Origin of the sequence: Butyrivibrio sp. FC2001, from assembly GCF_000424125.1 — a bacterium.
GTDB lineage: Bacteria > Bacillota > Clostridia > Lachnospirales > Lachnospiraceae > Butyrivibrio.
On the sequence record NZ_KE384135.1, the window covers coordinates 1 to 23,592 of the forward strand.

Consider the following 23,592-nt stretch of genomic DNA (forward strand, 5'->3'; position numbering starts at 1 on the left):
CATAAAAAAGTGCCTGCGGCACTTCAGCTCCCCTGCCCCTCAATCATGAGGGGTGGGGGTTGTTTTTTGCCTCAACTCATTCATAATGATTTTTATGAAACGAAACATACTACAAAATCTGTTCCGCGATCATTACGAAGAAATTCAATATACTCTTCACCCCCGCAAAACTGAAATTGAAAACATCGATAAGATGCTCAATTGCGGAGATCCTGCCTATGGCGGCGCCATGTACGGCTGCCCTGATTGTGGTACTCTCAAATTCATTCCCTTTCGTTGTCATTCAAGATTCTGTCCTACATGTGGTGCCATGTATTCACAGAAACGTGCTCAGGCTATGTCCTTCAAGCTCATAAACTGCCAGCACAGACACTGCGTATTCACCATATCAAAAGAATTACGACATTACTTTCTCGAAGACCGCGACCTTCTTAACTGTCTTTTCGAAGCTGTCAGCAGTGTTATTAACCGTATGTTCTACAAAATCAACAAGAGTCAGAGCTTCACACCTGGTTACATTCTGGTTCTTCATACATTTGGTCGTCCTTTAGAATGGAATCCTCATATCCACTGCCTCATATCTGAAGGTGGTGTAGGCGACACTGGTTTTTGGCGCAGAGTCAATCACTTTAATTACCACTACTTACGCCATGCTTTTCAAACAGCTCTGCTTAATCTAATGGAAGCCCGTATTACTGATCCCAAGAAGAAAGCATTGTTCAAAAAAGAAAAAGCCCTCTCATACAAAAATCAAAAAGATGGTTTCTATATCTACGCAAAACCCACCCTTGCTGACAGGCACACAGTGGCTAAATATATAGGTCGCTACCTTGGTCGTCCAGTAATCGGCCTCTCAAGGATTGACTCTTATGATAAAGAGCATGATACTGTCACTTTCCACTACAACAGACATGAGGACGAAGTCCTTGTCACCGAGACCATACCTTCCATGGAATTCATCAAACGTCTTATCCAGCACATACCCGAAAAAGACTTTAAAATGATACGTTACTATGGTGTGTATGGCCGTCATAGAGAATCAGACAAAAAGCTTTACCAGCTGATTCATCCATCTAAAAAACCATTCTTTAAATCATTCCTTCAATGGCGTTCAGGTATCCTGTCAGCATTCGGATATGATCCATTGAGTTGTCCCAAGTGCACCAGAACCATGAAATTTCTTGAATTGCACTTTAACCACAAACGTGTTTCTCTCGAAGCCCTATATGAAAAAGCAATGGGAAAATGCCGTCCCAAGAGCAGAGCTCCATCTTCAAAAATCGGCAGTGTTCCCTCGTATTCCTGTGCATGATAAAATCATGCTACAGGAGGAACAGCCATGGCTAGTAAAGAACTAATAGCAAAGCTTAGAGAGAAATACATCCAAAATCCGCCGGAAGGCATGTCGGCGAACGAAATCCGCGAGATGGACGATGAAGACCTTCTCGACATGGATTACTTTATGCACGAAGATGACGAATTCTTTGACGAGGTAGATTGGTAATTTATAGCCAATATACCTCCGCTTTGCGTGGCCCGGTCTTGCCGGGCCTTTTAATTCAAGGTTTCGCCGCCAAGGCGAAATTTCCTATTAAATAAAATAGAGTTTTGCTTGCAAAACTCTCACACCGTTGCAAGATGTCCGGGGGACATCTGCTTTGCAACGACCGAAGTGGAACGTAGACGCGGTTGCAGAATGCAACATCTTCCATTCGCGCGAGTGTGCATCCCACGGAGTGCTTTTTTATTGAATAGGAATTTCCTATTCAATAAAAAAAGAAGCGCATCCCACACAAATGGGATGCGACCTCTTTATTTGCACTATTAACTTTTTTCTTCCTAATACAGGCCTTCGTCCTGCATCTCCTTATGCTTAGCTATCTCGAAACTTGCTGATCAGTTTACATGTACCATCATGCAAGCATCTCTGCCGCGCTTCTGTGCGTGAATTCTAACATCTCCGTGACCAACAGCTCTGATGTATCCATCCCTTACTGTTGCAATGTCGCTGTTCTCACTTGTCCATGAAACACCGCCGCCGATGCCTTCAGGTCTTGTGAATACGCTTGCGTGATAGCCTTCACCAACCTCGAGCCAGATTTCTGACTTATCGAGCCAGATCTTCTCGGGCTTTTCTTTGTCGTCATTCTTGCCCTTCTTGCCGCCACCAACTTCTACATAAACTGTAGCTGTAAAGTTGCTGTTCTTATCCTTGATTGTAATCTCAGCGTCGCCGGCCTTCTTAGCTGTGATAAGTCCGCTCTTTGAGCAGGAAATAACTTTCTTTCCGCTTACCTTGTAAGTAACAGCTTTCTTTCCGAGGGTCTTACCATCCTTCTTTACCTTAAGCTGAATCTTAGCTCCAACAGCCATATCGATGTCTTTCTCGCCATCATTTTCTGCCAGTTTAACTGTAACCTTTTTGTTTGCAGCTTCTACATTATAAGCAGGGATTGCTATAATGCAAAGTGTCAATGCCATAACAACAGCCATAGCTGCTGAGATGACACTCTTGAAACTAACTCTCTTACCCATAAGAATGATCTCCTTTCACAAAAACTATCATAACCCTTATTATTTTGTGTTTCCCCCATAGTTTATTATTATCATTTTTACGGATATAAGTAAACTCAAATAGTGTATGCTTAAGGAACATTTAAGACATCGTTTATACTCCCTGTTTTTTGAAATATATTTTTTATAAATAATACGGAGTAATGAAATTTTATTCCAAAAAATCATTACTCCGTACCGGTTCTATATATTACTTACGTAAATTATAATTCTGTAATTCCTCGCTTAAATTCCTCCTCAAGATCCTTAGTCTTAATTATCTTAATTGACTTTATCTCAAGACCGCCCTGCGCAAAGTAGAACTTAAGATAGAAGTTACTCATGATAGCAGGATTCATATTGATCCTTACTGTCTTCCACTCCTTGTCCATTCCTGTAATTGTCACTGTCTTTATCAGCATCTTATCCTGGAAAATTGACAGTGGAAGCTGAGCAACATCAGGCTGGTTATCTGCCCTGAGCACAAGCTCCATATCCATGAGGCACTTTGTCTTTGATGTCACTACGAAGGCTGTTGTAGCGCCCTTCTCTACATTTATAAGAGAGGTATCAAGGTCAGTTTCACCCTCATTAAGAGTCATCTTTATCATATCCTGAAGCTTAGCATCGTCCTCTGAAACAGCCTTTGCAAGCTCCTTATCAAGTGCTGACTCCTCGCCAAGCAAATGTCTGTAGGCAGGAGTTTTAAGAAGGAATTCGCAAATGTTTGCTGCGCATCTTGCAAGCTCAGCGCGGGTAAGTCTTCCCTCCTTCAAAGCCTTGGGAAGGTCATCGCCATTGGAGTTATCCTCTGCACTTCCGTTTACCATGTTAAGGTCATTCTGAGCGCGAACCTGGGCAGATACATTCTTATAATCCCCAGGAGCTCCTGCTTCATCATTACCCATAGCCCACCAGTCAGTCATTACGATGCCTTTAAAGCCCCATTCACCTCTAAGCATTGTAGTAAGAAGGTCATAGCTGCTTGAGGTCCAGATGCCGTTTACAGGGCCGTAGGTGCTCATAACAGCCCTTGCCTCACCTTCTCTTACCGCAATCTCAAAGCCCTTGAGATAAATCTCACGAAGAGCTCTCTCAGATACAACGTTATCTACAAAGTGTCTTCTGTATTCCTGAGTGTTACCTGCAAAGTGCTTGATAACACCTGTAACATCATACTTGTGAAGTCCACGTAGCTGCGCTGTTACAAGCTTACCTGTAAGAACAGGGTCCTCTGAAAAATACTCAAAGTTTCTGCCATTAAGAGGGCTTCTGTGAATATTCATACCAGGTCCAAGGAGAGCATCTATTCTGTTTTTCCTAAGGTCTAAAGCCTCCCATCTAAAGAGCTCCTCATTAAGTTCTTCATTGAAGGTACATGCAAGACAGGTTCCGTTAGGAAGTGAAAATGCGTGTGTTCCGCAGTCCATACGAATACCGCTGGGTCCATCTGAGCATCCACCCACAGGGATTCCAAAGCCTGCTAGACTATCTGTCACACCGCCAAAGGCACCTGCAATTCCCGCTGTTACTTTAGGTGAGCACATACCCTCACCGCGCATCATTGCAATAAGATCATCATCGGAGAGCTGTGCGATAAATTTCTCCATAGATACCTTACCTGCTTCAACATCAGAGAGCTTATATCCCTTATCGCCTGTATAAGAAACCTCCTTTGGAAGGTTATCCTTTCTCTTCTTATTAGGATCAAGAGTTCTTGTAGGTGCTTTCTCAGTGCCCTTAGCATAAACAGCATCATCACTACTCTTTTTACCCGGCTTTAAGCGCTCAAAATCCTTTACAGGAGCATAAGACTCCTCGCACTCGCAGATAACCTCAAGCTTTTTAAGTTCGAACTCTCCTGCTTTCTCAGCACTTCTTACATCGCTGCCTGCATAGATTCTGTAAACACCCTCCTCCATAACATAGGCTGACTTATGTCCTGTCACGCCGCTGTCATCATAGGATGCAAGCCAGTATTTGGGAATGTCGAACTCAAGACACTGCATCTGTCCGGGCTCAAGTACATCAGTTTTAGCAAAGCCGCAAAGCGCTCTTGAAGGCTTTCCGAGCTTACCCTGAGGCGCCTCAAAATACACCTGAACAACCTCTTTTCCTGCCTTATCACCTGTGTTGGTAACAAGAACCTCAAGAGATACACCGTCCTTCTTATCGTATGCGAATTCGCCAAGTGCTACGTCAAAGGTCGTGTATGAGAGTCCATATCCAAAGGGATAGAGAACTGCCTTTTTATCAAAGGTCTCAAAATAGCGATATCCAACGTAGATATCCTCTGTCTGGAAATTCCTCTTCTCTGAGCCGAAGTTCGCAGTTGAAGAATAATCCTCGATGTTTTCAGCGATAGTGTCAGCAAGCTTACCGGAAGGATTCACATCACCTGTAAGCACGTCAAGAACAGCGTTTCCGCCCTCCTGACCGCCCTGCCATACATACAGAACTGCTGAAGGGTTAATCTCCTTAACCCACTTCATATCAATGATATTGCCCACGTTAAGAAGCACGATCGTGCGTGAAAATGCCTTGCAGACCTTCTTCATCGCATCCTTCTCTTCATCAGTGAGAAGATAGCTTCCATGCTCGTTCTTGTTGTCCTGATCCTCTCCTGCGGTTCTTCCGATTATGAAAACTGCAGTATCAGATTCCTTCGCAGCCCTTTTCACAAAATCATCGCTAAGAGGCATCTCCTTCTGGAACCAGGGCTCTGCTGCCCAGCCCACACCTGTATCAAAAGGATTCTCCTTTACGAATTCCTCATAGGCCTTGCGCACATCTGCGTTTAACTTATATTTCTTTGACGCCTTAAGAGCCTCGTAAATTCCCATAACATAGTCTACGTTAACCATGCCCCCTGAGCCTGTGCCGCTCTTATAGTAATTCATCTGGCTTCTGCCAAATACTGCAAGCTTTGTGTTTTTCTCAACAGGCAGTACATTATTGTCATTTTTCAGAAGTACAATACCCTCTGCTGCAGCTGCTCTGGCTGTCTTTTTGAATTTCTCAATATCCCAGTTTTTTGCCATAGTTTTCTCCCTGTGTTCAATTTATTCAGTCTACAACTGTATTTACCCGATTATCTATGAAAAACCTGCAGACACGGAAGTCTGCAGGTTTTGTTTTTTATACGTTTATTTCAGCTGTAAGACCAAGCTCGTCCTTGTTTGCTTCAAGGATAGGATTAACTACCTCAGCAAGGAATCTCTCAACCTGGTGTGCACTGCATCCGGTATACTTCTTAGGATCCATGCACTCCTTGATCTTATCCTCTGTCATGTGGAAAGCGGGATCTTTAACGATCATATCAAGAAGGTCATTGTCCTTACCATCCTTCTTAACGTGGTCGCCGGCGATCATTGAGAGCTCTCTGATCTTCTCGTGGAGCTCCTGTCTGTTGCCGCCGAGCTTAACAGCATCCATCATGATGTTCTCTGTAGCCATGAAGGGAAGCTCAGACATAAGTCTCTTCTCGATAACCTTGGGATATACAACAAGGCCGTCTGTTACGTTCATGCAAAGATCAAGGATACCATCGATAGCAAGGAAGCCTTCAGGAATAGAAAGTCTCTTGTTAGCTGAATCATCGAGCGTTCTCTCAAACCACTGTGAGATTTCTGTGATTGCAGGGTTAAGTGTATCCACGATCACATATCTTGAAAGTGAGCAGATTCTCTCACTTCTCATGGGATTTCTCTTATAAGCCATAGCTGAAGAACCGATCTGCTTAGCTTCATGGGGCTCCTCAACCTCTTTAAGGTGCTGAAGAAGTCTGATATCCTGAGCCATCTTGGTTGCTGAAGAAGCAATTCCTGCAAGAACGTTAACAACCTTCATATCGATCTTACGGCTGTAGGTCTGACCTGAAACTGCCATGCAGCCCTTGAAGCCCATCTTCTCTGCGAGCATGGGATCAAGCTTATCAACCTTAGTGAGGTCTCCGTCAAAGAGCTCAAGGAAGGAAGCCTGTGTTCCTGTTGTTCCCTTTGAGCCAAGGAGCTTCATGTTATCGAGAACATAGTCAAGGTCCTCAAGGTCGATTGTGAAGTCCTGAAGCCACAGTGATGCTCTTTTACCTACTGTTGTGGGCTGTGCAGGCTGAAAATGTGTAAATCCAAGTGTAGGAAGATCCTTGTACTCATCAGCAAACTTTGCAAGGCTGCTGATAACGTTAAGAAGCTTTTTACGAACAAGCTTAAGAGCCTCTGTCATGATGATGATATCTGTGTTATCACCAACGTAGCAGCTTGTAGCTCCAAGGTGAATGATACCTGCTGCCTTAGGGCATTGCTGGCCGTAAGCATATACATGGCTCATTACGTCGTGACGAACCTCCTTCTCACGGGCAATAGCTACCTCGTAGTTGATGTCGTCCTGATGTGCCTTAAGCTCATCGATCTGCTCCTGTGTAATATTAAGTCCAAGCTCGTGCTCGATCTCAGCAAGTGCAATCCAAAGCTTTCTCCAAGTCTTAAACTTCATGTCCTGTGAAAAAATGTACTGCATCTCCCTGCTTGCATAACGCTCTGAAAGCGGGCTACTGTAACGATCTGTGCTCATAAAATCCTCCTAAAAATTTAAAATTTATTTCTCGAAGTCACCGCGAATATCTTCTTCCGGCGGTGCTACAGGATAATCTCCTGTAAAGCATCCCTTACAAATATCAAATTTATGTCCTACGAGCTCATCAAGACGCTCTTCTCTAAGATATCCCAGGGAATCAGCTCCGATGATCCTGCATATCTCATCAATACTTCTATTATATGCGATAAGCTGTTCTCTTGCAGGAACATCCGTGCCAAAATAGCAAGGCCATAAGAATGGCGGTGAGCTTACTCTCATGTGAACTTCAGTAGCTCCCGCATCCCTCAGCATCCTTACAATTCTGTCAGAGGTTGTTCCGCGGACAATCGAATCATCTATCATGATAACACGTTTTCCCTTAACTGCGTTACCAAGTGCATTAAGCTTAACCTGAACGCTGCTCTCACGGCTCTTCTGACCTGGCTTTATAAAGGTTCTTCCTATGTACTGATTCTTAACAAATGCCTGACCATAGGGTATTCCTGACTCCATGGAATAGCCAAGGGCTGCACAGTTACCTGATTCCGGAACACCGACTACAACGTCAGCCTCTACAGGTGAATCCATGGCAAGGAAGCGACCTGCCTTTATTCTTGATTCATATACGCTGACACCGTCAAGAACGCTGTCAGGTCTTGCAAAGTAAATATACTCAAATATGCAGTGTCCGTGCTTAACACTGTTACACATCTGTCTGTTGGACTCGATGCCCTTTTCGGGAGAAATGGTAACGATCTCTCCGGGCTCAACATCTCTTATGTACTCAGCGCCAATGGTATCAAGGGCGCAGGTCTCAGATGCAAGGATGTAGCAGTTATCACGCTTACCAATTACAAGAGGTCTGAATCCGTTGGGATCCCTTGCTCCTATAAGCTTTCTGGGAGACATGATGACAAGGGAATAAGCTCCCTTTATCTTATGCATCGCATTGGCTACAGCCAACTCAACATTTGGAGTATTAAGTCTCTCTCTGGCAATGTGATATGCGATAACCTCAGAATCGATGGTCGTCTGGAAAATAGCACCTGTATACGCAAGCTCCTCACGAAGCTCAGGTGCGTTCACCAGATTACCGTTGTGAGCCATTGCAAGAGTCCCCTTAACGTAATTAAGGACAAGGGGCTGAGCGTTTTCTCTGGTGCTGCTGCCGGCTGTGGAGTATCTCACATGCCCTACACCTATATCACCATGCATCCCTGAAAGGATCTCATGATTAAACGCTTCATTAACCAGTCCCATGTCCTTATGACTCGTTACTTTTCCTTTAGGTCCCATCGTCTCGCTGACGGCTATACCGCAGCTCTCCTGCCCTCTATGCTGCAGGGACAACAGTCCGTAGTAAATTGAAGGCGCGACATCCATGCCATCGAAATCGTACATTCCGAAGACGCCGCATTCCTCACCTATCTTATCGTTCTCATTGTGAAAAAATTTACTCATTAAATTCCCTACCTAAAAATAACTTCTTATTTTCAGAACCAACACTGAACATACTACATTATCTAACTTTTCTTGGCAATAAAAAAATGGGTGCTGCAGCAAAGAAAACTTAGCCCCTTTGCCACAGTTCCCATATAATTCATTACCTATTCACGCTCCGGGATATCTCTGCTCGAAGCGGTCTACCATATCCAGGATCTCCTGCCTGTAAACAGGATACTGTTTTACAAGCTCCTCAATCTCTGTCTTGGCATTACCTGCAACCACATCCCTCTTATAATCCATCTGCTTACGAAGAGCCTGACGCTGTCCCACCAGCTCGTGGCGGATCTCAACCTCCTCGTTGTGGTTAATAAGAGCAATCGCCTGATGAACCCAGATATCAGGATCCTTGATGCGATACTTTCTAAGTGTAAACACAAGTGCCTTCTGATTGGCATCAAGCTGCTTGGTAGCATTAGCATAGCGCTCACGCTCGGTTTTTTCAAGTAGATACTTATTATACAGACTTGAAAGCTCCCTGGAATTACTGATTCCATATTTCATGCACTCGTAATCAATAAGGTTCTTGTTGTTAACATATCTTATCTTAACAGTATTCTGAAGCTGAATAAGTCTCGCCATACTGTTGAGAACAACCTTCTTCTCTCTTCGCTGCTCGTGAATCTTCTGGTTTATTAATAAGAAGGATAACGCCGCAATGACAATGGCAACCATATATCCATAGATTACATTCAGCTTAAGCGCCAATGAGATTATTGTGAGCATCACAGTTATGAATCCAAGCGCAGCCGCGATCACAATCATCAGCTTCTGCATGTTATCGAGAGAAATCTCTATCTCAGCACGTCTAAGCTCGTAGGCCTTACGCTCCTCATCAAGCCTTCGAAGGTCATTCTTAACCTTTTTCTGATGCTCCTCGGCGTCAAGCAGAGTCTTCGCGCCCCTCTTAGCGTCATTGGCAAGACGCTCCATCTTCTCAAATTCCTGATCCGTCATTCTGCTCTTGCGCTTATTGAAGTTCTTCTGCTGTTCCTCACTGTCAATGATGCGCTTGGCACAGTCGTTTACTTCCTCTCTGTTCTCCGGAGGGAGAGCATCTATTTCCTCCATATCACGGAGATGGGAGGTGACCACGCGGTACTCAAACTGAAGTGAGTCCATGTCACGACTGGCCTCAGCCATCTGCTGCAGACAATTCTCCACATACTCACGGCGCTGGGCCGGATCGTCTATGTCTATATTTTTCCTGGTATAGACGATATCGTTCCAGTTCTCCAGCTCGTTCTGCTGATGGCGCTCCTGCCTATATGTATCCTTTTTCTTGAAAATATCAAAGAACCCCATTATTCAACCAATCCCCGGTACTCTTCCTTCATATCCTCTGTTATTCTGTCTATCTCTTCATAGTACTCGCTCATCTTAGCCCCTGTGCGGTACAGTTCAAGACTTCTTATCTTAAAGTTAGCGCTGCTGGCATCATAGAGATCACTTGCTTCATCCATTCTCTGCTCAAGCTTAAGAGACAGATTGTGAGCCTCCTTGTGATTGCCGACAAATGCGACGTACTCCTTTTCATCCATGGTCATTCGCTTGGCTGCAAGGAATCCTAAATAGGACTCATCCTCTCCGCCATCCTCCCAGGCCTTGTAAAAATACTCAGCAGCACGGTCATACATAAAAAGATGCGCAAACATAACGCCCTGATTATGCTCTATTCTGGCACGGATATTTTTATCCATGTCGGTCTTATTCTTCGTAAGATATCCAAGCTCCGCAAAAGCCTGTCTGAGATGTCCCTGCTTCATCAAAAAGTCAGCTCTTGCCATGCGCTTGTCGAAGACATCCATATCGGCGTTATTCTTAAGGATCTCCTCGGTGCCTGACACCTCTTCCTTGGAGGAATATCCAACGTATTCAAGAAGGAGTCCTGCAAAGGAAGCCGCTGAACAGTTGTGAACCAGCATCTTCCTCAGCTCATCGGATAACTTCTCAAGTCCAAGCTCATCGCCTATCCAGTCCACAAGCCCCATCTCAAAGGAGTCCGAATCCATAAGGAATGCATTCTGAGTTATACAGTAGCAAAGCTCCTCGATGGAGTAGATTCGTCTTCCGATTTTCTCTAAATAATATGGTTTTAATGCGTACCTTCCGGTACAAAGAATCAGATCGCTCATACCGGAATCACCTCATCCCAAAACATGCCGGAGCTCTCATAAAGCTCGCCAAAGCCCATGTCCTCCACATGAACATTAACCTTGTTGGCAGCGCTCATGGCCACCTTCATGCGAAGTCTCGTGGTTCTCGGCGGGCGCTCAGGAAGCCCCTCCAGTTCTATTTTATGTATATGCTTCTCCCCTTCCGTAAGAGGAGTGATCATTATATCTATGCAATTCTCATCATCCAGAATAACATCAAGCCCTGTGCTGATGTCATACCAGTTTTCACCTGCATCAAGAAGGGCATGGTAAACCTGCTGTCCCTGCTTTCTGACCATCATTCCCACGTTGGACTTAAGCTTTCCACCGTCAAGAAGGACGTACTTATCCATTCTTCCACTGGGACCAACCTTCTCTCTGGCTGCTATGCTGGCGCCCTTACTGAAAAGATTGTTACCCTGGAAAACTCGCCTTGTTCTGCACAAAAACTCCAGAGATTTTTGCATCCACTGCTCCCTGAAGCCCTCTCCAAGAAGGAAAACGGAGCTGACAATTCTGCCCTCCATGGTTCTCTCCGAGAACTCGAGGAATTTTGTATCAAGTCTTGTAACCTGCTCAGCGCGGTCATTAGTATTATCGGAAAGCTTACCTTCGGAAAGTGCCATTCCGTCATAGGAATACTTATCTATAGTTACCACTATGGGCTTTGTTCTGTGATTAAGCTTCATGTCGTAGACCATCATCTCACCAAAGCTGTAATCACAGGCTATAACAGCGTGGGACAAAAGCTCATCCGGCTGATAGAGCATGTAGTGATAAAGACTGTCCTCATAGCTCTGATAGAACACGTTCTTTACAGGAAGTGACAACGCACCTGTAACCTCAGAGAGCACCTCTATCATTCTGGTATCCATGTTCCTGGTGGTAAAGGCAATGGCATCCACCATATCCATGGACATCTCCATAGACAGAAGTGACAGGGTTCTTTTCACAAAAAGAGTGAGAAGTGAAACAGGGTCGTAGCCCGTACCGTCAACATCAACTCGTCTTCCCATGCGGGCATTCTCGATCAGGCGGTCAACCCTTACTGCCTCTCCTGCCTCAATCTTGGCAATGGCCTCCTTACCATAGAACCACTGGTTTACTTCCTTCCTCTTGGCAAGAACCGTAGGAATGTTGTAGGCCTCTGCCCCTGCGAGGACAGACAGAGTCTCCGGAAGGTCAGAATCAGACGCAAGAAAACTAATCTGCGAGACCTCTTCTCCCAGATCATAGCCAAGTACGTATCTTCTTGCAGTTTTTGATTCTCTGAAAAATGCCATTTTACCCTCATCCGTCAGCTCCGCTGACACCTGTCTCCGCTCCGCTTCGGTCCGCGCAGAACCGACGTCCACTGGACGTCGTGCGCCCCAGAGGGAGAAGGCTTTATATTTTCTTATAACGTCCTGAACAATTTGTTTGTCAGGAATCTCTTCTTATAATATTCCGACAGCAGTCTGTCCACAGTGTCGTAGTCCTGAAGAGTCTTACCTATCATAATATCATTTATGATGGAATATCTTCCTGCCGTAGCCTCTTGAACGATATCGTTCTTGGAGATGGTGCCGCTCTCAGTGAGCTTTTCTCCGCGGCCGTTGTAATTCTCCTCCGTGATGTAATACTGAATCTGCTCGCCGAAGAAAATTATGAAATCCGCATCGTAGATGCCGGGGTACATCTCCTGCATCTGCTTGGTCTTGTAATCCTCGTTATCATCCTCGCTGCTGATGTAGTGAACGATACACTTGGTTCCGGGAGTCGTGCGGTATTCCACGATCGACTTGTCACAGAACTGATGCATCTCAGCAAACTCGCTCTGATAATGCATGAAAAACGAGAAATAAATATCCTTATCAAGAAGCTCTCTTAAGAACTCCTGAAGTATATCCTTGTAAGGCTTGAGTGTGTCGTGGCCTGTCTCCGTAAAGCTCTTAAGATAAGCCATTTTGCACACATAAGGTAAATCCGCTCCGGACTTGGCAAGCTCACCAATTCTCTCAAATACGTAACTGTCAGTTACCATATTATCAACGAAGTAGTCATGGGAGCTCTTTGCAAGAAATGCCTTTTCCAGCAGGTCTCCTCCGCCGCTCTTCTTAACATAGTTTCTGAAAATAGTGATCTTATCTCCGATGTGAGCTCCGGTGTAGAGTATCTGTGTAAGGATTCTCTTGGAAAGCTCAAACACATCGGCTCCCTGAGCCTCCGCTATTTTCCAAAGGTCTCTCATATCCTTTACAGTTCCGGTGTAGCTCTCGCACAGGAAGTTAATAAGCTGACCATCATATTTGGAATGTGAGAAGGCATACCATGCGATCTTGGCATTCTCCTCGGTATTCTCGAAGGATTCATTATCCATAAGTCTTCCGCATAGACGCATCACCACTCTGGGATCCAGCTTGTAGGTACCGAACCTGCTGACAAGCTTGTAAGCCATGGTGTAATTACCGGACATGACCATAAGCTCAAACATACTGGTTCTGTCGGGAGTGCTGAGCTTCTCGGTATCAACCTCATCCATGTACTCTGAGAGCTGTCTCTCGAAGTTATTATCATAGTAGAATCTGATAAGACTCTCTCTAATATGCTGTCTGCAGATGCTTCTGATCTGCGGATCACTGGCAAGAGCTCTGTATCTGCCTACGTTCTCCATGGTTATGGTGTAGGCACTTTTCTCTATCTCGCACAGGAAAAGCTCAATGCTCTCCTGCCCCTTCTGAATATAGGGAACCGCGTAAGATGCCAGCTGTCCCACAAGCATAAGCTTGGAATTTATATAGGGTATTCCCTCTGAAAATCTGTTGTCATCAGCATCCACCAGGAACACCGAATAGTCACTGCCGTAAAGCGGAACGTAAGCCACTCCGTTTGCAAGAGGATACTCCAGCTCCTGTTCAAGCTTGTCGTAAACCACAACAACCTTGACCATACGCTTATTATCTGTCTTGATCTCGTTTGAAAAGAGAATTCTCATGACCTTGTCACAGTTACCGGCATCAACCATCTGCCTTGTGAGAAGGTTCTTATATAAATAACCAAGATCCTTATTGATTCGGCCTCTGTCCACCTGCTCCAGAAGGTATTTTTCAATCTGAAGTCTGTAGGAATCGTAGAGATCAGGGTACTCACCCCTGTGCTCATGGAGATATCTGTAAAGGATCGCGTTTTTCTCATAGTCAAGATTACTCTGATAGGAAAAGAACATCAGAACCATCTTGGAAATATCACAAGGAAGCATTCCATCCTCATCGAGGTAGATGGAAGCCATATAATACTCATAAAGTCTTGTTATGTGAAGCTCATTATCAACACCGAGAGCATACCAGTCGAAGGCCTCGGGATCTGTTCTGTTACCCTTTATCAAAAGTGAACAGATAGCTTCAAGACTCTCCCTGTCCTGTCTCTCTGCGTAGCAGGCCATGAGAATCTTCACAAGTCTCTCGTTATAATTCCTCTCCCTTGTTCCAAGATACACGATCTGGTCCATAAGATGAGCCTGGATTATGCCTTTTTTCACACCATACTTAAGAGTGTGCAGCTCAAAGTCCCCAGCCTTGGAAAGCATGGTGGGTGATTCAGTCATAAGGCTCAAAGCTTCAATATATATAATCGGACTTCTGCAGCCATCGTTGAACTGCTGCTCCAAAAGAAGCCATCTGCTGGTAGGACTTGTGGCATACTCCTCGGAAATATAAAGAAGGAGCCATGCAATACGCCAGTTATCGGAATTCCTGGAGAAAATACCCTCCATCATTCTCGACACTTCATTGGTCGCATACTCATCTCTCTCAACAAGAGTCGTCAGATAGAGGTAATAACAAAACAGCGTATCGTTATCAGGATATTCCTCCTCGAGCACTGTCTTCATCTGATCCAGAATCCACTTACCCTCACTTACTCTGTTAGCAGTGATGAGGTACTGGGCTGTGTAAAGTCTGAAGGCCGGATCCTTGGCATCCGTGGCATTCATCTTATTTACAAGTCTTCCTGTCTCAGCTATCCAGTCCCTGGAGCCAATCTTCTTGGCTCTGAAATCCTCGTAAAGTCGCACCAATTCAACTGTTAATTTTTTCTTTTCCATCTCAACAGAGCTAAGGTGCTCAACACCAAGATTCACCCTTACTGTTACAGGAATCTTCACCTCTCTGTAGGGAGTTCTGAAAATAACAGCTCCAAAGTTATTACCATCATGAAGGAGAGATGCGTCAACTCTGAACTTAAAGAAGCAGTTATTACCTATAAAATCGTTGTCGCTAAGCTCTCTGGAATCCGAAGACATAAACTCGCCGTCAAACTCCACTTCTAATTTGGTATATCCCCAGCCGTTACGAACCAGCATAACAGTGTGCTCTGACTCTGCAGCAGGATTATCTATTTCGATCTCTGCTCTGTCAGGAATATATTCTATGGGCTGTTTCTTCTTTATAGAGATAAGGAACTCCTCCATATTGGCTTCTGAGCCGGGAACAGCCGAAAGACCGCGATAAAGACTCTCAAAGCCCTGTTCATTCTCCTCAAAGACCTCTATAAAGTCATCAGAATAAAAAAGCTTTTTCGCTTCATCCCAGTCAGTTTTGGCCACATTAACAAAGTGGAACATGTTGCGGATAGGTCCCATGCTTGACATAACATGGCTAATCTCCACGTTCACAACAAAAGGAAGCTGATATTCTCCCTGATTGGAAATGACGTTAAACTCGCCCTTAATGGCATCTCCCGGACTTAGTCCTGTGCCGTCAAAACGATATCCAACCTCAAATTCATAACCGGAAAAGTCAGCTGTGAGGACCTCCATACGAAGCTCAGAGGTAGCGATAAGCCCCTGCACTGCCTTGTCTTTTGGTCCATAGATAATAAAGCTTCCCTCAGAAATCTCGCCCGGTTTAATAGTCAGCTCCAGACGTGGAAGAGAGAAACTTAGTGATCTTTCTGTATTTTCAAATTGTCCGTTTAAAATGCGATCAATAACACTATTCACAAAAAAGATTCCCCGAAGAAAACATATTCTTGATTATTATAGCATATATAAATTATTGTGTGCATAAGGTCACAAACAAAATATGACAATTACTTTAAACAGGTACTCGTTTCCGGCAGTATTGATAAAAATCCCTTAAATGGATATAATATCAAAAAAACGTGTCCTGTTTGTAATACTTTGGGGTGGACATGTTTTGTTACTGTTTTATGTTTTTTATGAGGATTGGGTAAATGAAAAAAGTTCTTCGGTTCAGGCTGATATTCTGCCTGATTGTCGTTGCTATTATTGCTTACAAGCAGGTATACCGGCTTATAAACATTCCTATTACCTGGGATGAAGGTATCACTTATGTTTTCTATGTAAACAGTTTTTTCCACAGCGGAGATTTCCTTGGCGGAATCAGAGCCTGCCTTAACGGCGAGATCTACTGCGCTGCCAACAACCACCTGCTAAATACCTTCCTTATCGGTATCACTGAACTAATCACCAATACCAGATATCATATCGCTGTCATCAGATTCCCGATTTTTGTTTTCTGGGTTCTGTATACCTATGCCTGCTCCAGGCAGTTTCTTAAGAAAAACATCTCCTACGTTGCATTTGTAATGCTCCTGTGCTGTTCCTATATTAACGAATTCTTCGCTCTGGCAAGGGGCTACGGCTACGCTGTAGCACTTGTCTGCATATCGCTTTTTGCCTACAAGGAATGGCTAAATGACACCAAGGACAGGAACATTATCCTCTGCTTCTATGCTCTCCTTTTTGCAGAGCTTGCAAACACAGCTGCTCTCCTTATCACAGCAGCAGTTGCAATAGTTTTCCTTATTAAAATAGTATCCGAAAAGAAGTTCCTCATATACCTGAAAAGCCTCTGGCTTCCAGTATCAGTTTGGATAGCGCTGCAGCTCCTGGTTGTAAAGTATCACTTCCTTATTACAAAGTATGACCTTTCAATTGCAAACGACAGAGCAGGCGGAGTAAAAACACTGATAGTAAATCTCATCTCTCTTCCGCTTACGCAGAGAATGGTACCAAAGCCGCTTCAGCTGTTCTTAGTTACGCTTGTATTATTAAACGCCTACGTAATAATAAAGAAAATGAAGGTGATAAACGATTATCCCTTCACCATGATGATCTTCTCATATGTTTTCATCTGCTTTGCAATGGTGGAGATTCTAAAGCACTTCTCCGACCAGTCCGGCTACCCTGCAGGGAGAGTTCTCATATTGGTGTACCCACTCTGCATCATGGCACTGGATGAGCTTTTAAGGAATCCTCTGGTTCTGTTAAAAGAAAGCACCTTACCAAGAACCGTTCCCGCCACTTCAGTTGCAGTAGCCCTTATAGGCCTGGTCTTCTTCTCTGCAACCACAAACTATAAGCAGACCACCGATTGGCCTGAAGCAGCCACCTGTAAAAAAGCCGCTTACAAGGTTTACAAATCCCACGGCAAAAAGGGAATGGGATACCTTCAGGACATAAGCTACAACACGGATGCCTTTATCTATTGGCAACAAAAAATACTCTATGAAGACGGTTATGATATATTCAATACAGACGGGAAATAATAACTAAATACGCATCCCCGCGGAGCGTTTCTATTTTAGAAAGAAATGAAACATAAAAACAGGAGCCACCCAGTAACGTAGTATAATGGGTGACTCCTGTAGTTTTATTTTACTTTAAATAGTTCGGTTAAATTATTTAACCTTTGCGAGCTTCTTTGTCTTTGACCAGTCTGAGTAGTACTTAACGCCGTCCTTCTTAACGTATGTTCTTACTCTTACATAGTACTTCTTGCCGCTCTTAAGCTTCTTTACTTCGATTGTGCCCTTCTTGTCCTTGAACTCAATCTTCTTAGCCTTTACGCTCTTTGTCTTTACGTTCTTGTCGAAATCTCTGCTTGTTGATGCCTGAATCTCATAGCCATCGATCTTCTTAACCTTCTTGATCGTAACCTTAGCTGTCTTCTTAGCAGGTGACTCTACCTTACCAATCTTGGAAGAATTGTAGGTTGTCCTGGTCTCAACTGTAAGATCAAACTTAGCTTCGCTATCCTCTGAGTCATTTCCGATTGCAATATAATACTCGCCTTCTTTAATATCTGCAACCTTCTCATGGGTCTTATCTTTTGCTATATTGATGATATCTTCGTGAAATTCTTCTTTCTCTGCATCCTTCTTGAAAACAGCTAACTGAATATCCTTAATTTCTTCTTTTGCTTTAATAGTAACATGAAGCTTACCATCTATGCCTGTTTTGAATTTATATACTGCTACTGCATCATCAGATGCTTTATCGTCAGTCCAAACAGCCTTACCAAGTGTTACTTCCTTAGTCTCTCCATTGTTAAAATCACCTTTTGATATATCATCAAGCGCTTTATAATCCGGTGTTCCTGGTCGCTCTGCTGCATAAGCTGTAATTGCAGGAGCCATTGCGAAAGATGAGCAAGCCATAACACTTGCTAATGTGATTGCTAAACGTCTTGAAATCTTCTCAAAAATCCTCATAGAATAACCCTCCTTGACAAGGTTTAAAACTTATTGGTAATCGCTGTGATTACCCCTGACGCTTTTGAGTATAATCATATTTGAAGTCCATGTCAACAAAATGTGACTAATTTATGATTTTATTAGATTTCGACATTTTTATACATAATTTCACTATAAATATTTATGATTTAGTTCATACCGGTCTATCCTCATGTGCGTATTTCTTTATATTCTTATATGCATTGACATTCAGCACGCACATTATAATTACCAGTGTCAGGAAAACAATCATAACCATTGGCAGCTTTCGAACATAAAAAGTATCCCTCTGCATAGCTACCGGATCCCATGCCCTTGTTCCACAATTCCCGCAGAATTTCTGTCCCGGTTTTATTTCTTTACCACAATTTGTACAATAAACTGACTATACCCACGGGCAAGCCCCTGTGGTTCTGATTGGCAAGCGTAGCTTGTAATCGTACATCATTTTCAGACTTTGGAGTTACAAGTGTAAATCTGTTTGAATCAGGACTTTCATTACCAAGCAGTCCAACGACCACATTAGCGGTAAATTTCTGCTTTTCAGCAAGGAAGTATAGTCAATCTCCCTGATTATTAAGTTGTTAAGCTACGTTAATTCCACTGTTTAATATCTTGATTTTATATGCCTTGATCCAGGTGATTAAGGCTTTTTCTTTATTGTATTGTGCCTCAAAAGTCTTAGTACATTTGTCTTTATCTATATTTTGCGTTTTAGGTTCATAGCAATAGAGCAAGAATGATGAATACCAGTCTCTTTGTACTTCAGTGCCATCATGAAGTTTATACAATCTATCGGAGAGCTTCTTTTTTATATAGTCATCAGCCGTATGGTCATACTGTGATGCTCTGTAATTGTTTGGGACTTCAATATAAGTTCCACCTGTGGCTTTGAATTTTCTTTCCAATGTGGTCTGGAAACCACCGGGGCATCTGTTCTTTACAGACTTACCGAAACGTTTTTTCTTATTGAACTTACCTTTATCGTTTTTGGTAGTCTCTTTTGATCGTTTCATAAGCTTGCCTGCATTCTTAGGCTCAGTTACAATTATTTCTCCAAGACTTCGTAGGTGGTTAGCGTCCTCATTTATTGCAAGTTGCCTGTTAACCGCATTGATACGGCACAGCTCAGAATGTCTGACTTTCATCTTCTTATAATGATTTGAGTATTTCCAGATTTTACGACCTTTCTTAACAGTACCATCCTCATTATAATTTTGCGGGTTGGTTGCCCTTCTTGACCTGTCCATGGCACGATAGATCAGACGCTCTTTTCTTTCGGATGTCTGTATGCTGTCACCACGTTCAGAAAGGTTCTTTAGACCAACCTCAGTATCAGATGTATAGGCAACTGTCTGTGTGCCAATATCAGCACCTATCATACCTTTGCCATACTTATGGCGCGGATTGCCGTACTTATCATACTTAGGTTTTGCTTTGCCTTCAATAGTCAGATGCAGGTATACCCTGTATTTGCCCCTTATCATTTTGGGGACGAGAGTTACATAGCATGGTCTGTATGTATCTATACAATTAGCATCCTCAAGTAAAACATCTACAGCCTTTTTATCCATTATTTCTGGCTCGTTAAGATACGACAGAACGGCATTTACTTCATCCATTTGGAATCTATCGGCTATCTGTATCCCGAAAGCTTTCTTTCCAAGTTTGAATTGTAATCTGTTATCCTTTACAGAAATGGGTATACCACGGTTTATCTGCTTTGCCCGGATACATGGCAGCTCCCCAAATTTTGAGAAATGTATGGTCTTACCACTACCATAGAGACATTTCTCCATACCGCGCCATACATCTTCAGCTTTGGTTAAGGCAAATATAGCATCTATCCCATACTTTTTGCCTATTGGAATCATTGATTTTCTACAACAATCCCATGTGACATTATAGGATTTCTGCATTTCATTAAGCTGATCGGCAAGTATCTTACGTTTAGCCATGTTTTCCGTACTACCATACAAAGAAAGCAGTTTGCGGTATCTTTTTGTACGCATGAGCTGGTCATGATTCCTTCTCATAAGACCAACAAGTTCATTGCCCGCTTTGCGTATCTTATCAGAAAGAGCCACGACTTTAAGCACATCGGAATAAGGCATATCAGTTTCGGCGACTATAATATGCCTGTCAGAAAGCTTATGGAATTTCTTTAATATCCTCCCGTATTCATAATCAGTCATGCCTTTTTTGCTCCTCAATGTACTTAATTACTGTAGCTTCGCTTATATGCCCCACCGTTGACACAAAATATCCCTTTGACCATAAAACACCGCATCTTGCATAGAATCGTTTGAGTTGTGGAAATGCCTTAAACAGTTCTATTGCACTGATACTCTTGAGAGTCCTGACAACATCGCACGGTGCAACAGTCTGTGGGACATCTACAAATATATGTATATGGTCAGGCATTACTTCAAGGGCCTTGATACTATAGTTATAATCATCGCAGATTTTTTGAAGTATCAGTTTGAGCGTATCTTCTACATTACCCTTTAATACTGAAGATCTAAATTTAGGACACCAGATGATATGATACTGTATCAGATATTTACAATGTGAAGCACTATGATATTGCCCCTCACTCATTGTCTTTTACTCCTAACTGATATTTTTCCTGAATGCCCCTGCGCATAAGATCAAGGAAAGTAACGGTTTCACCTTCCTCAACTGAATAGATCCGTGCAAGGTTTTCAAGTTCCTTCTTCCATTCAGCTGGGATAGAAATATTGATTTGTACATTTTCGCTTTTAGGTCGTGCCATTAGAATTTCTCCCTTTCTTAACAATGTCTTTAAGTTGCATATCCTCAATACCAACAAATTCAGCAGCACCCATACTACAAAAAAAATCATAGGCTTTGCAATCCACATATATATCATCGAAATCACTGCAGGATTCTCGAATATCTTCAAGTTCATCATCAGAAAGATTTTCACCAAAATGATTTTCAATATGTCTGCGTATTGCAGAAAACATTATATCTGATACCATATCTAATGTATCGTAACTTATTTCATCGCCGTATGTAAGATAATTCCAACCACGACCGCTTTCATAAGTAGCTTTCTTGTTTCCGCTATATTCGTTTTCAAGAAATTCTCCTACAGTCTGTTCGAGCGAAATATATCCGGCTTCTACAAGTATTCCAGAATGATCATAAGGAACGTAGACATATTTTATCTCATAGTGAACTGGAGTGGGTGACAATTCATCTCTTATCCGACGAATCAGCCTTGCTTTTATGAATTCTTTTGATTGAACAAAGCACTCATTTACATATTCAGCAATTTCGTCTACATGAGAATTCACATACTCTACGCATTTCGAATTATCCATTTGTATTTTTCCTTTATGTTTAATACATAGATTATATATTTATTCTATGTGTTTGTCAAAATAGAAAAAGGCTTCATCCCACAGGCAAGCCTGTGGGTTTTCGCCTACGTTGCGCCAAAGTTTACTTTATAACTTATCCTCTTTTCTTGTATTTCTTTATACCATGTTTTCTGATGTATATAAAATAATAAAGTACAAACAAAATTGATGTCGCACACCAGGTCACCCGATAGCTCATCTCAATCATTTCGACAGTTCTGTGCATAGGAAAAACAAACAAAATCCAGATCACACGAAGCACGCATATTCCAACAAGCGTTATCATCATCGGAACGAATGCATCGCCCATTCCCCTCAAAACTCCCGCGAATATCTCAACACAAATATAAGTTATATAAAAAGGCGCCAGATAATATATCATCTGAACTCCTATATCTATTACCTTCTGATCCACCACGAAAATTCCAAGAAGGACATTTCCGTAAATGCAGAATAACAGGCTCATAGGAATGGTTATAATTGATGCGATTGCCAAAGCCTGTCTGGTGCTGTTCCTTACTCTGTCAAATTTACCGGCACCAAAATTCTGTCCTGCAAAGGTTGTAGCCACAGTTCCCAACGAGCCAATAGTCATCCAGAATATTACATCAACCTTGCCGTAGGCAGCCCATGCCGAAGCCACATCTTTTCCCAAGCTGTTGATAGATGCCTGGATCAGTGTGTTCGACAGCGTATAAGTCGTAGTCTGGAATCCCGCAGGAATGCCTATCTTTATAATTCTTGAGAGCATGTCCGTATCGAATCTGATCTTCCTGATATAAAGTCTGTAACTGTCAGTGCTCCTTGCAAGAACAAACATAATGATCAGTGCACTGATAAGCTGGCATAAAATGGTCGCCACCGCTACTCCGGCAACTCCGTAAACATCGCCTTTTTTTCCAAGGCCAAGTCCTATTACAAATGTAATGTCCAAAATTATATTCACAACGCAGCTGATGATAAGGACGATGAGCGGTCTTCTGGAATCCCCGACAGCTCTGAGTATCCCTGATCCCATGTTGTATATAAGGTTAGGAATCATTCCCAAAAAGAAAATCCTAAGATACATCGTTCCCGCTTCTGCCTGCTCTGCCGGAGTTTGCATTACGCTTATGAGCCATGGTGAAATTAGAACTCCTATTACAGAAATAATGGCACCGCCCGCTATAGATAGAGCTATCGCTGTATGAACCGCCTTTTCAATCTCTTCTCTCTTACCTGCTCCGTAAAACTGAGAGATGACAACCGTTGCTCCCGAGGACAGTCCCAGGAAAAATCCAAGGAACAGATTCACCACCATGGCAGCGGATCCGCCAACTGCTCCCAACGCATCACTACCTACAGCTCTGCCCACAATTATGGCATCCACCGTATTATATAATTGTTGAAAAAAGGCTCCCAGGAGAAGTGCAAAGAAAAAAGCCAGCATGTTCTTCCATATGGAGCCTGATGTTATACTTTTGTTTCTCATAGCTATAGTATACTATCACTTTTCGATAGTTTCCGCATCATAAAAATCAGAGCCACCCACTGTTGCAGTGGATGGCTCCGTATATAACTTTTCAGTTTAATTCATATATGATGATGCGTTCAGTCTATTTGAATGAATTCTCTCTTTCAGGGCCACCTGCGGGAATGTCCTCTAGGTCACCATTACGTCTATTCGCGAACATTTTTAATCATTGACTGAACGACGATAAAAACCTCCGCATATGTTTTACGCCTATCCGAGTGAAAATCTAATTGCCGGTGGATCACTCATTCAAATCCACCTTAGTCTGTTCAGTCTATTTGAACAGATTCCCCTATTCCGATTCATCTGTGGAACCATGTTAAAAAATGGAGTTACGTCTATTTATATAAATATGGGCTGGTCGATCCACCTGCGGGAGTATCCTCCA

General features: G+C 43.0%; 18 protein-coding genes. 3 read left to right on the top strand and 15 right to left on the bottom strand.

All coding sequences use genetic code 11. The features are described from left to right. Positions 1-94: 94 nt before the first annotated feature. The gene (locus tag G601_RS24380; protein WP_081673487.1) at positions 95-1,312 is read left to right on the top strand and encodes an IS91 family transposase; all 1,218 of its coding nucleotides are present in this window, start codon (positions 95-97) and stop codon (positions 1,310-1,312) included. Positions 1,313-1,339: 27 nt separating this feature from the next. Beyond that, positions 1,340-1,504 (top strand): hypothetical protein, encoded by a 165-nt coding sequence (locus tag G601_RS26590; protein ID WP_170832732.1) that lies wholly within the window; start codon positions 1,340-1,342, stop codon positions 1,502-1,504. Between the two features lie 392 nt (positions 1,505-1,896). On the opposite strand, the gene G601_RS0120125 is transcribed toward G601_RS26590, so the two are convergent. From G601_RS0120125 to G601_RS0120160, 8 genes are all read right to left on the bottom strand, one after another. Beyond that, positions 1,897-2,535, bottom strand: coding sequence for an Ig-like domain-containing protein (locus G601_RS0120125; protein WP_026666406.1), 639 nt, complete (start codon positions 2,533-2,535; stop codon positions 1,897-1,899). A gap of 242 nt (positions 2,536-2,777) precedes the next feature. Then, entirely contained in the window at positions 2,778-5,594 is a 2,817-nt protein-coding gene (locus G601_RS0120130) for a glycoside hydrolase family 3 protein (protein WP_026666407.1), read from the bottom strand. Positions 5,595-5,691: 97 nt separating this feature from the next. Beyond that, positions 5,692-7,125: an adenylosuccinate lyase gene (gene purB / locus G601_RS0120135; protein WP_026493466.1), complete on the bottom strand. Its 1,434-nt coding sequence runs from the start codon at positions 7,123-7,125 to the stop codon at positions 5,692-5,694. A 24-nt stretch (positions 7,126-7,149) separates the two neighbouring features. Continuing rightward, positions 7,150-8,589 carry an amidophosphoribosyltransferase gene (gene purF, locus G601_RS0120140; RefSeq protein WP_026493465.1) on the bottom strand — a complete coding sequence of 480 codons (1,440 nt, stop codon included), beginning with the start codon at positions 8,587-8,589 and terminating at the stop codon, positions 7,150-7,152. A 150-nt stretch (positions 8,590-8,739) separates the two neighbouring features. After that, positions 8,740-9,936 carry a hypothetical protein gene (locus tag G601_RS0120145; RefSeq protein ID WP_026666408.1) on the bottom strand — a complete coding sequence of 399 codons (1,197 nt, stop codon included), beginning with the start codon at positions 9,934-9,936 and terminating at the stop codon, positions 8,740-8,742. Further along, positions 9,936-10,766, bottom strand: a complete 831-nt coding sequence (locus G601_RS25510; protein ID WP_026666409.1) for a hypothetical protein — start codon at positions 10,764-10,766, stop codon at positions 9,936-9,938. Before G601_RS25510 ends, G601_RS0120145 begins: the two co-directional genes overlap by 1 nt. Further along, positions 10,763-12,070 carry a DUF5716 family protein gene (locus G601_RS0120155; RefSeq protein WP_035791240.1) on the bottom strand — a complete coding sequence of 436 codons (1,308 nt, stop codon included), beginning with the start codon at positions 12,068-12,070 and terminating at the stop codon, positions 10,763-10,765. Before G601_RS0120155 ends, G601_RS25510 begins: the two co-directional genes overlap by 4 nt. A 113-nt stretch (positions 12,071-12,183) precedes the next feature. Next, a complete protein-coding gene (locus G601_RS0120160) occupies positions 12,184-15,765 on the bottom strand; it encodes a DUF5717 family protein (RefSeq protein WP_026666411.1) in 3,582 nt (1,193 codons plus the stop codon). A 233-nt stretch (positions 15,766-15,998) separates the two neighbouring features. On the opposite strand from G601_RS0120160, the gene G601_RS0120165 reads away from it, so the two are divergent. Beyond that, entirely contained in the window at positions 15,999-17,336 is a 1,338-nt protein-coding gene (locus G601_RS0120165) for a hypothetical protein (protein WP_026666412.1), read from the top strand. A gap of 132 nt (positions 17,337-17,468) precedes the next feature. On the opposite strand, the gene G601_RS0120170 is transcribed toward G601_RS0120165, so the two are convergent. From G601_RS0120170 to G601_RS0120200, 7 genes are all read right to left on the bottom strand, one after another. Next, on the bottom strand, positions 17,469-18,281 hold the full coding sequence (locus G601_RS0120170) for a hypothetical protein (protein ID WP_026666413.1): 813 nt from the start codon (positions 18,279-18,281) through the stop codon (positions 17,469-17,471). Positions 18,282-18,456: 175 nt separating this feature from the next. Continuing rightward, complete coding sequence (locus tag G601_RS27480) at positions 18,457-18,657, bottom strand: hypothetical protein (protein ID WP_081673657.1); 201 nt, start codon at positions 18,655-18,657, stop codon at positions 18,457-18,459. 229 nt (positions 18,658-18,886) lie between these two features. Continuing rightward, the gene (locus G601_RS0120180; RefSeq protein ID WP_026666414.1) at positions 18,887-20,497 is read right to left on the bottom strand and encodes a hypothetical protein; all 1,611 of its coding nucleotides are present in this window, start codon (positions 20,495-20,497) and stop codon (positions 18,887-18,889) included. After that, on the bottom strand, positions 20,490-20,903 hold the full coding sequence (tnpA, locus tag G601_RS0120185; protein WP_022762588.1) for an IS200/IS605 family transposase: 414 nt from the start codon (positions 20,901-20,903) through the stop codon (positions 20,490-20,492). The genes G601_RS0120180 and tnpA overlap by 8 nt, the downstream gene beginning before the upstream one ends. Continuing rightward, complete coding sequence (locus tag G601_RS0120190; RefSeq protein ID WP_022762587.1) at positions 20,896-21,078, bottom strand: hypothetical protein; 183 nt, start codon at positions 21,076-21,078, stop codon at positions 20,896-20,898. Before G601_RS0120190 ends, tnpA begins: the two co-directional genes overlap by 8 nt. Further along, complete coding sequence (locus tag G601_RS0120195; RefSeq protein ID WP_026666415.1) at positions 21,065-21,652, bottom strand: hypothetical protein; 588 nt, start codon at positions 21,650-21,652, stop codon at positions 21,065-21,067. Before G601_RS0120195 ends, G601_RS0120190 begins: the two co-directional genes overlap by 14 nt. Positions 21,653-21,785: 133 nt before the next feature. Next, positions 21,786-23,162 (bottom strand): MATE family efflux transporter, encoded by a 1,377-nt coding sequence (locus G601_RS0120200; RefSeq protein WP_026666416.1) that lies wholly within the window; start codon positions 23,160-23,162, stop codon positions 21,786-21,788. Positions 23,163-23,592: the final 430 nt, after the last annotated feature.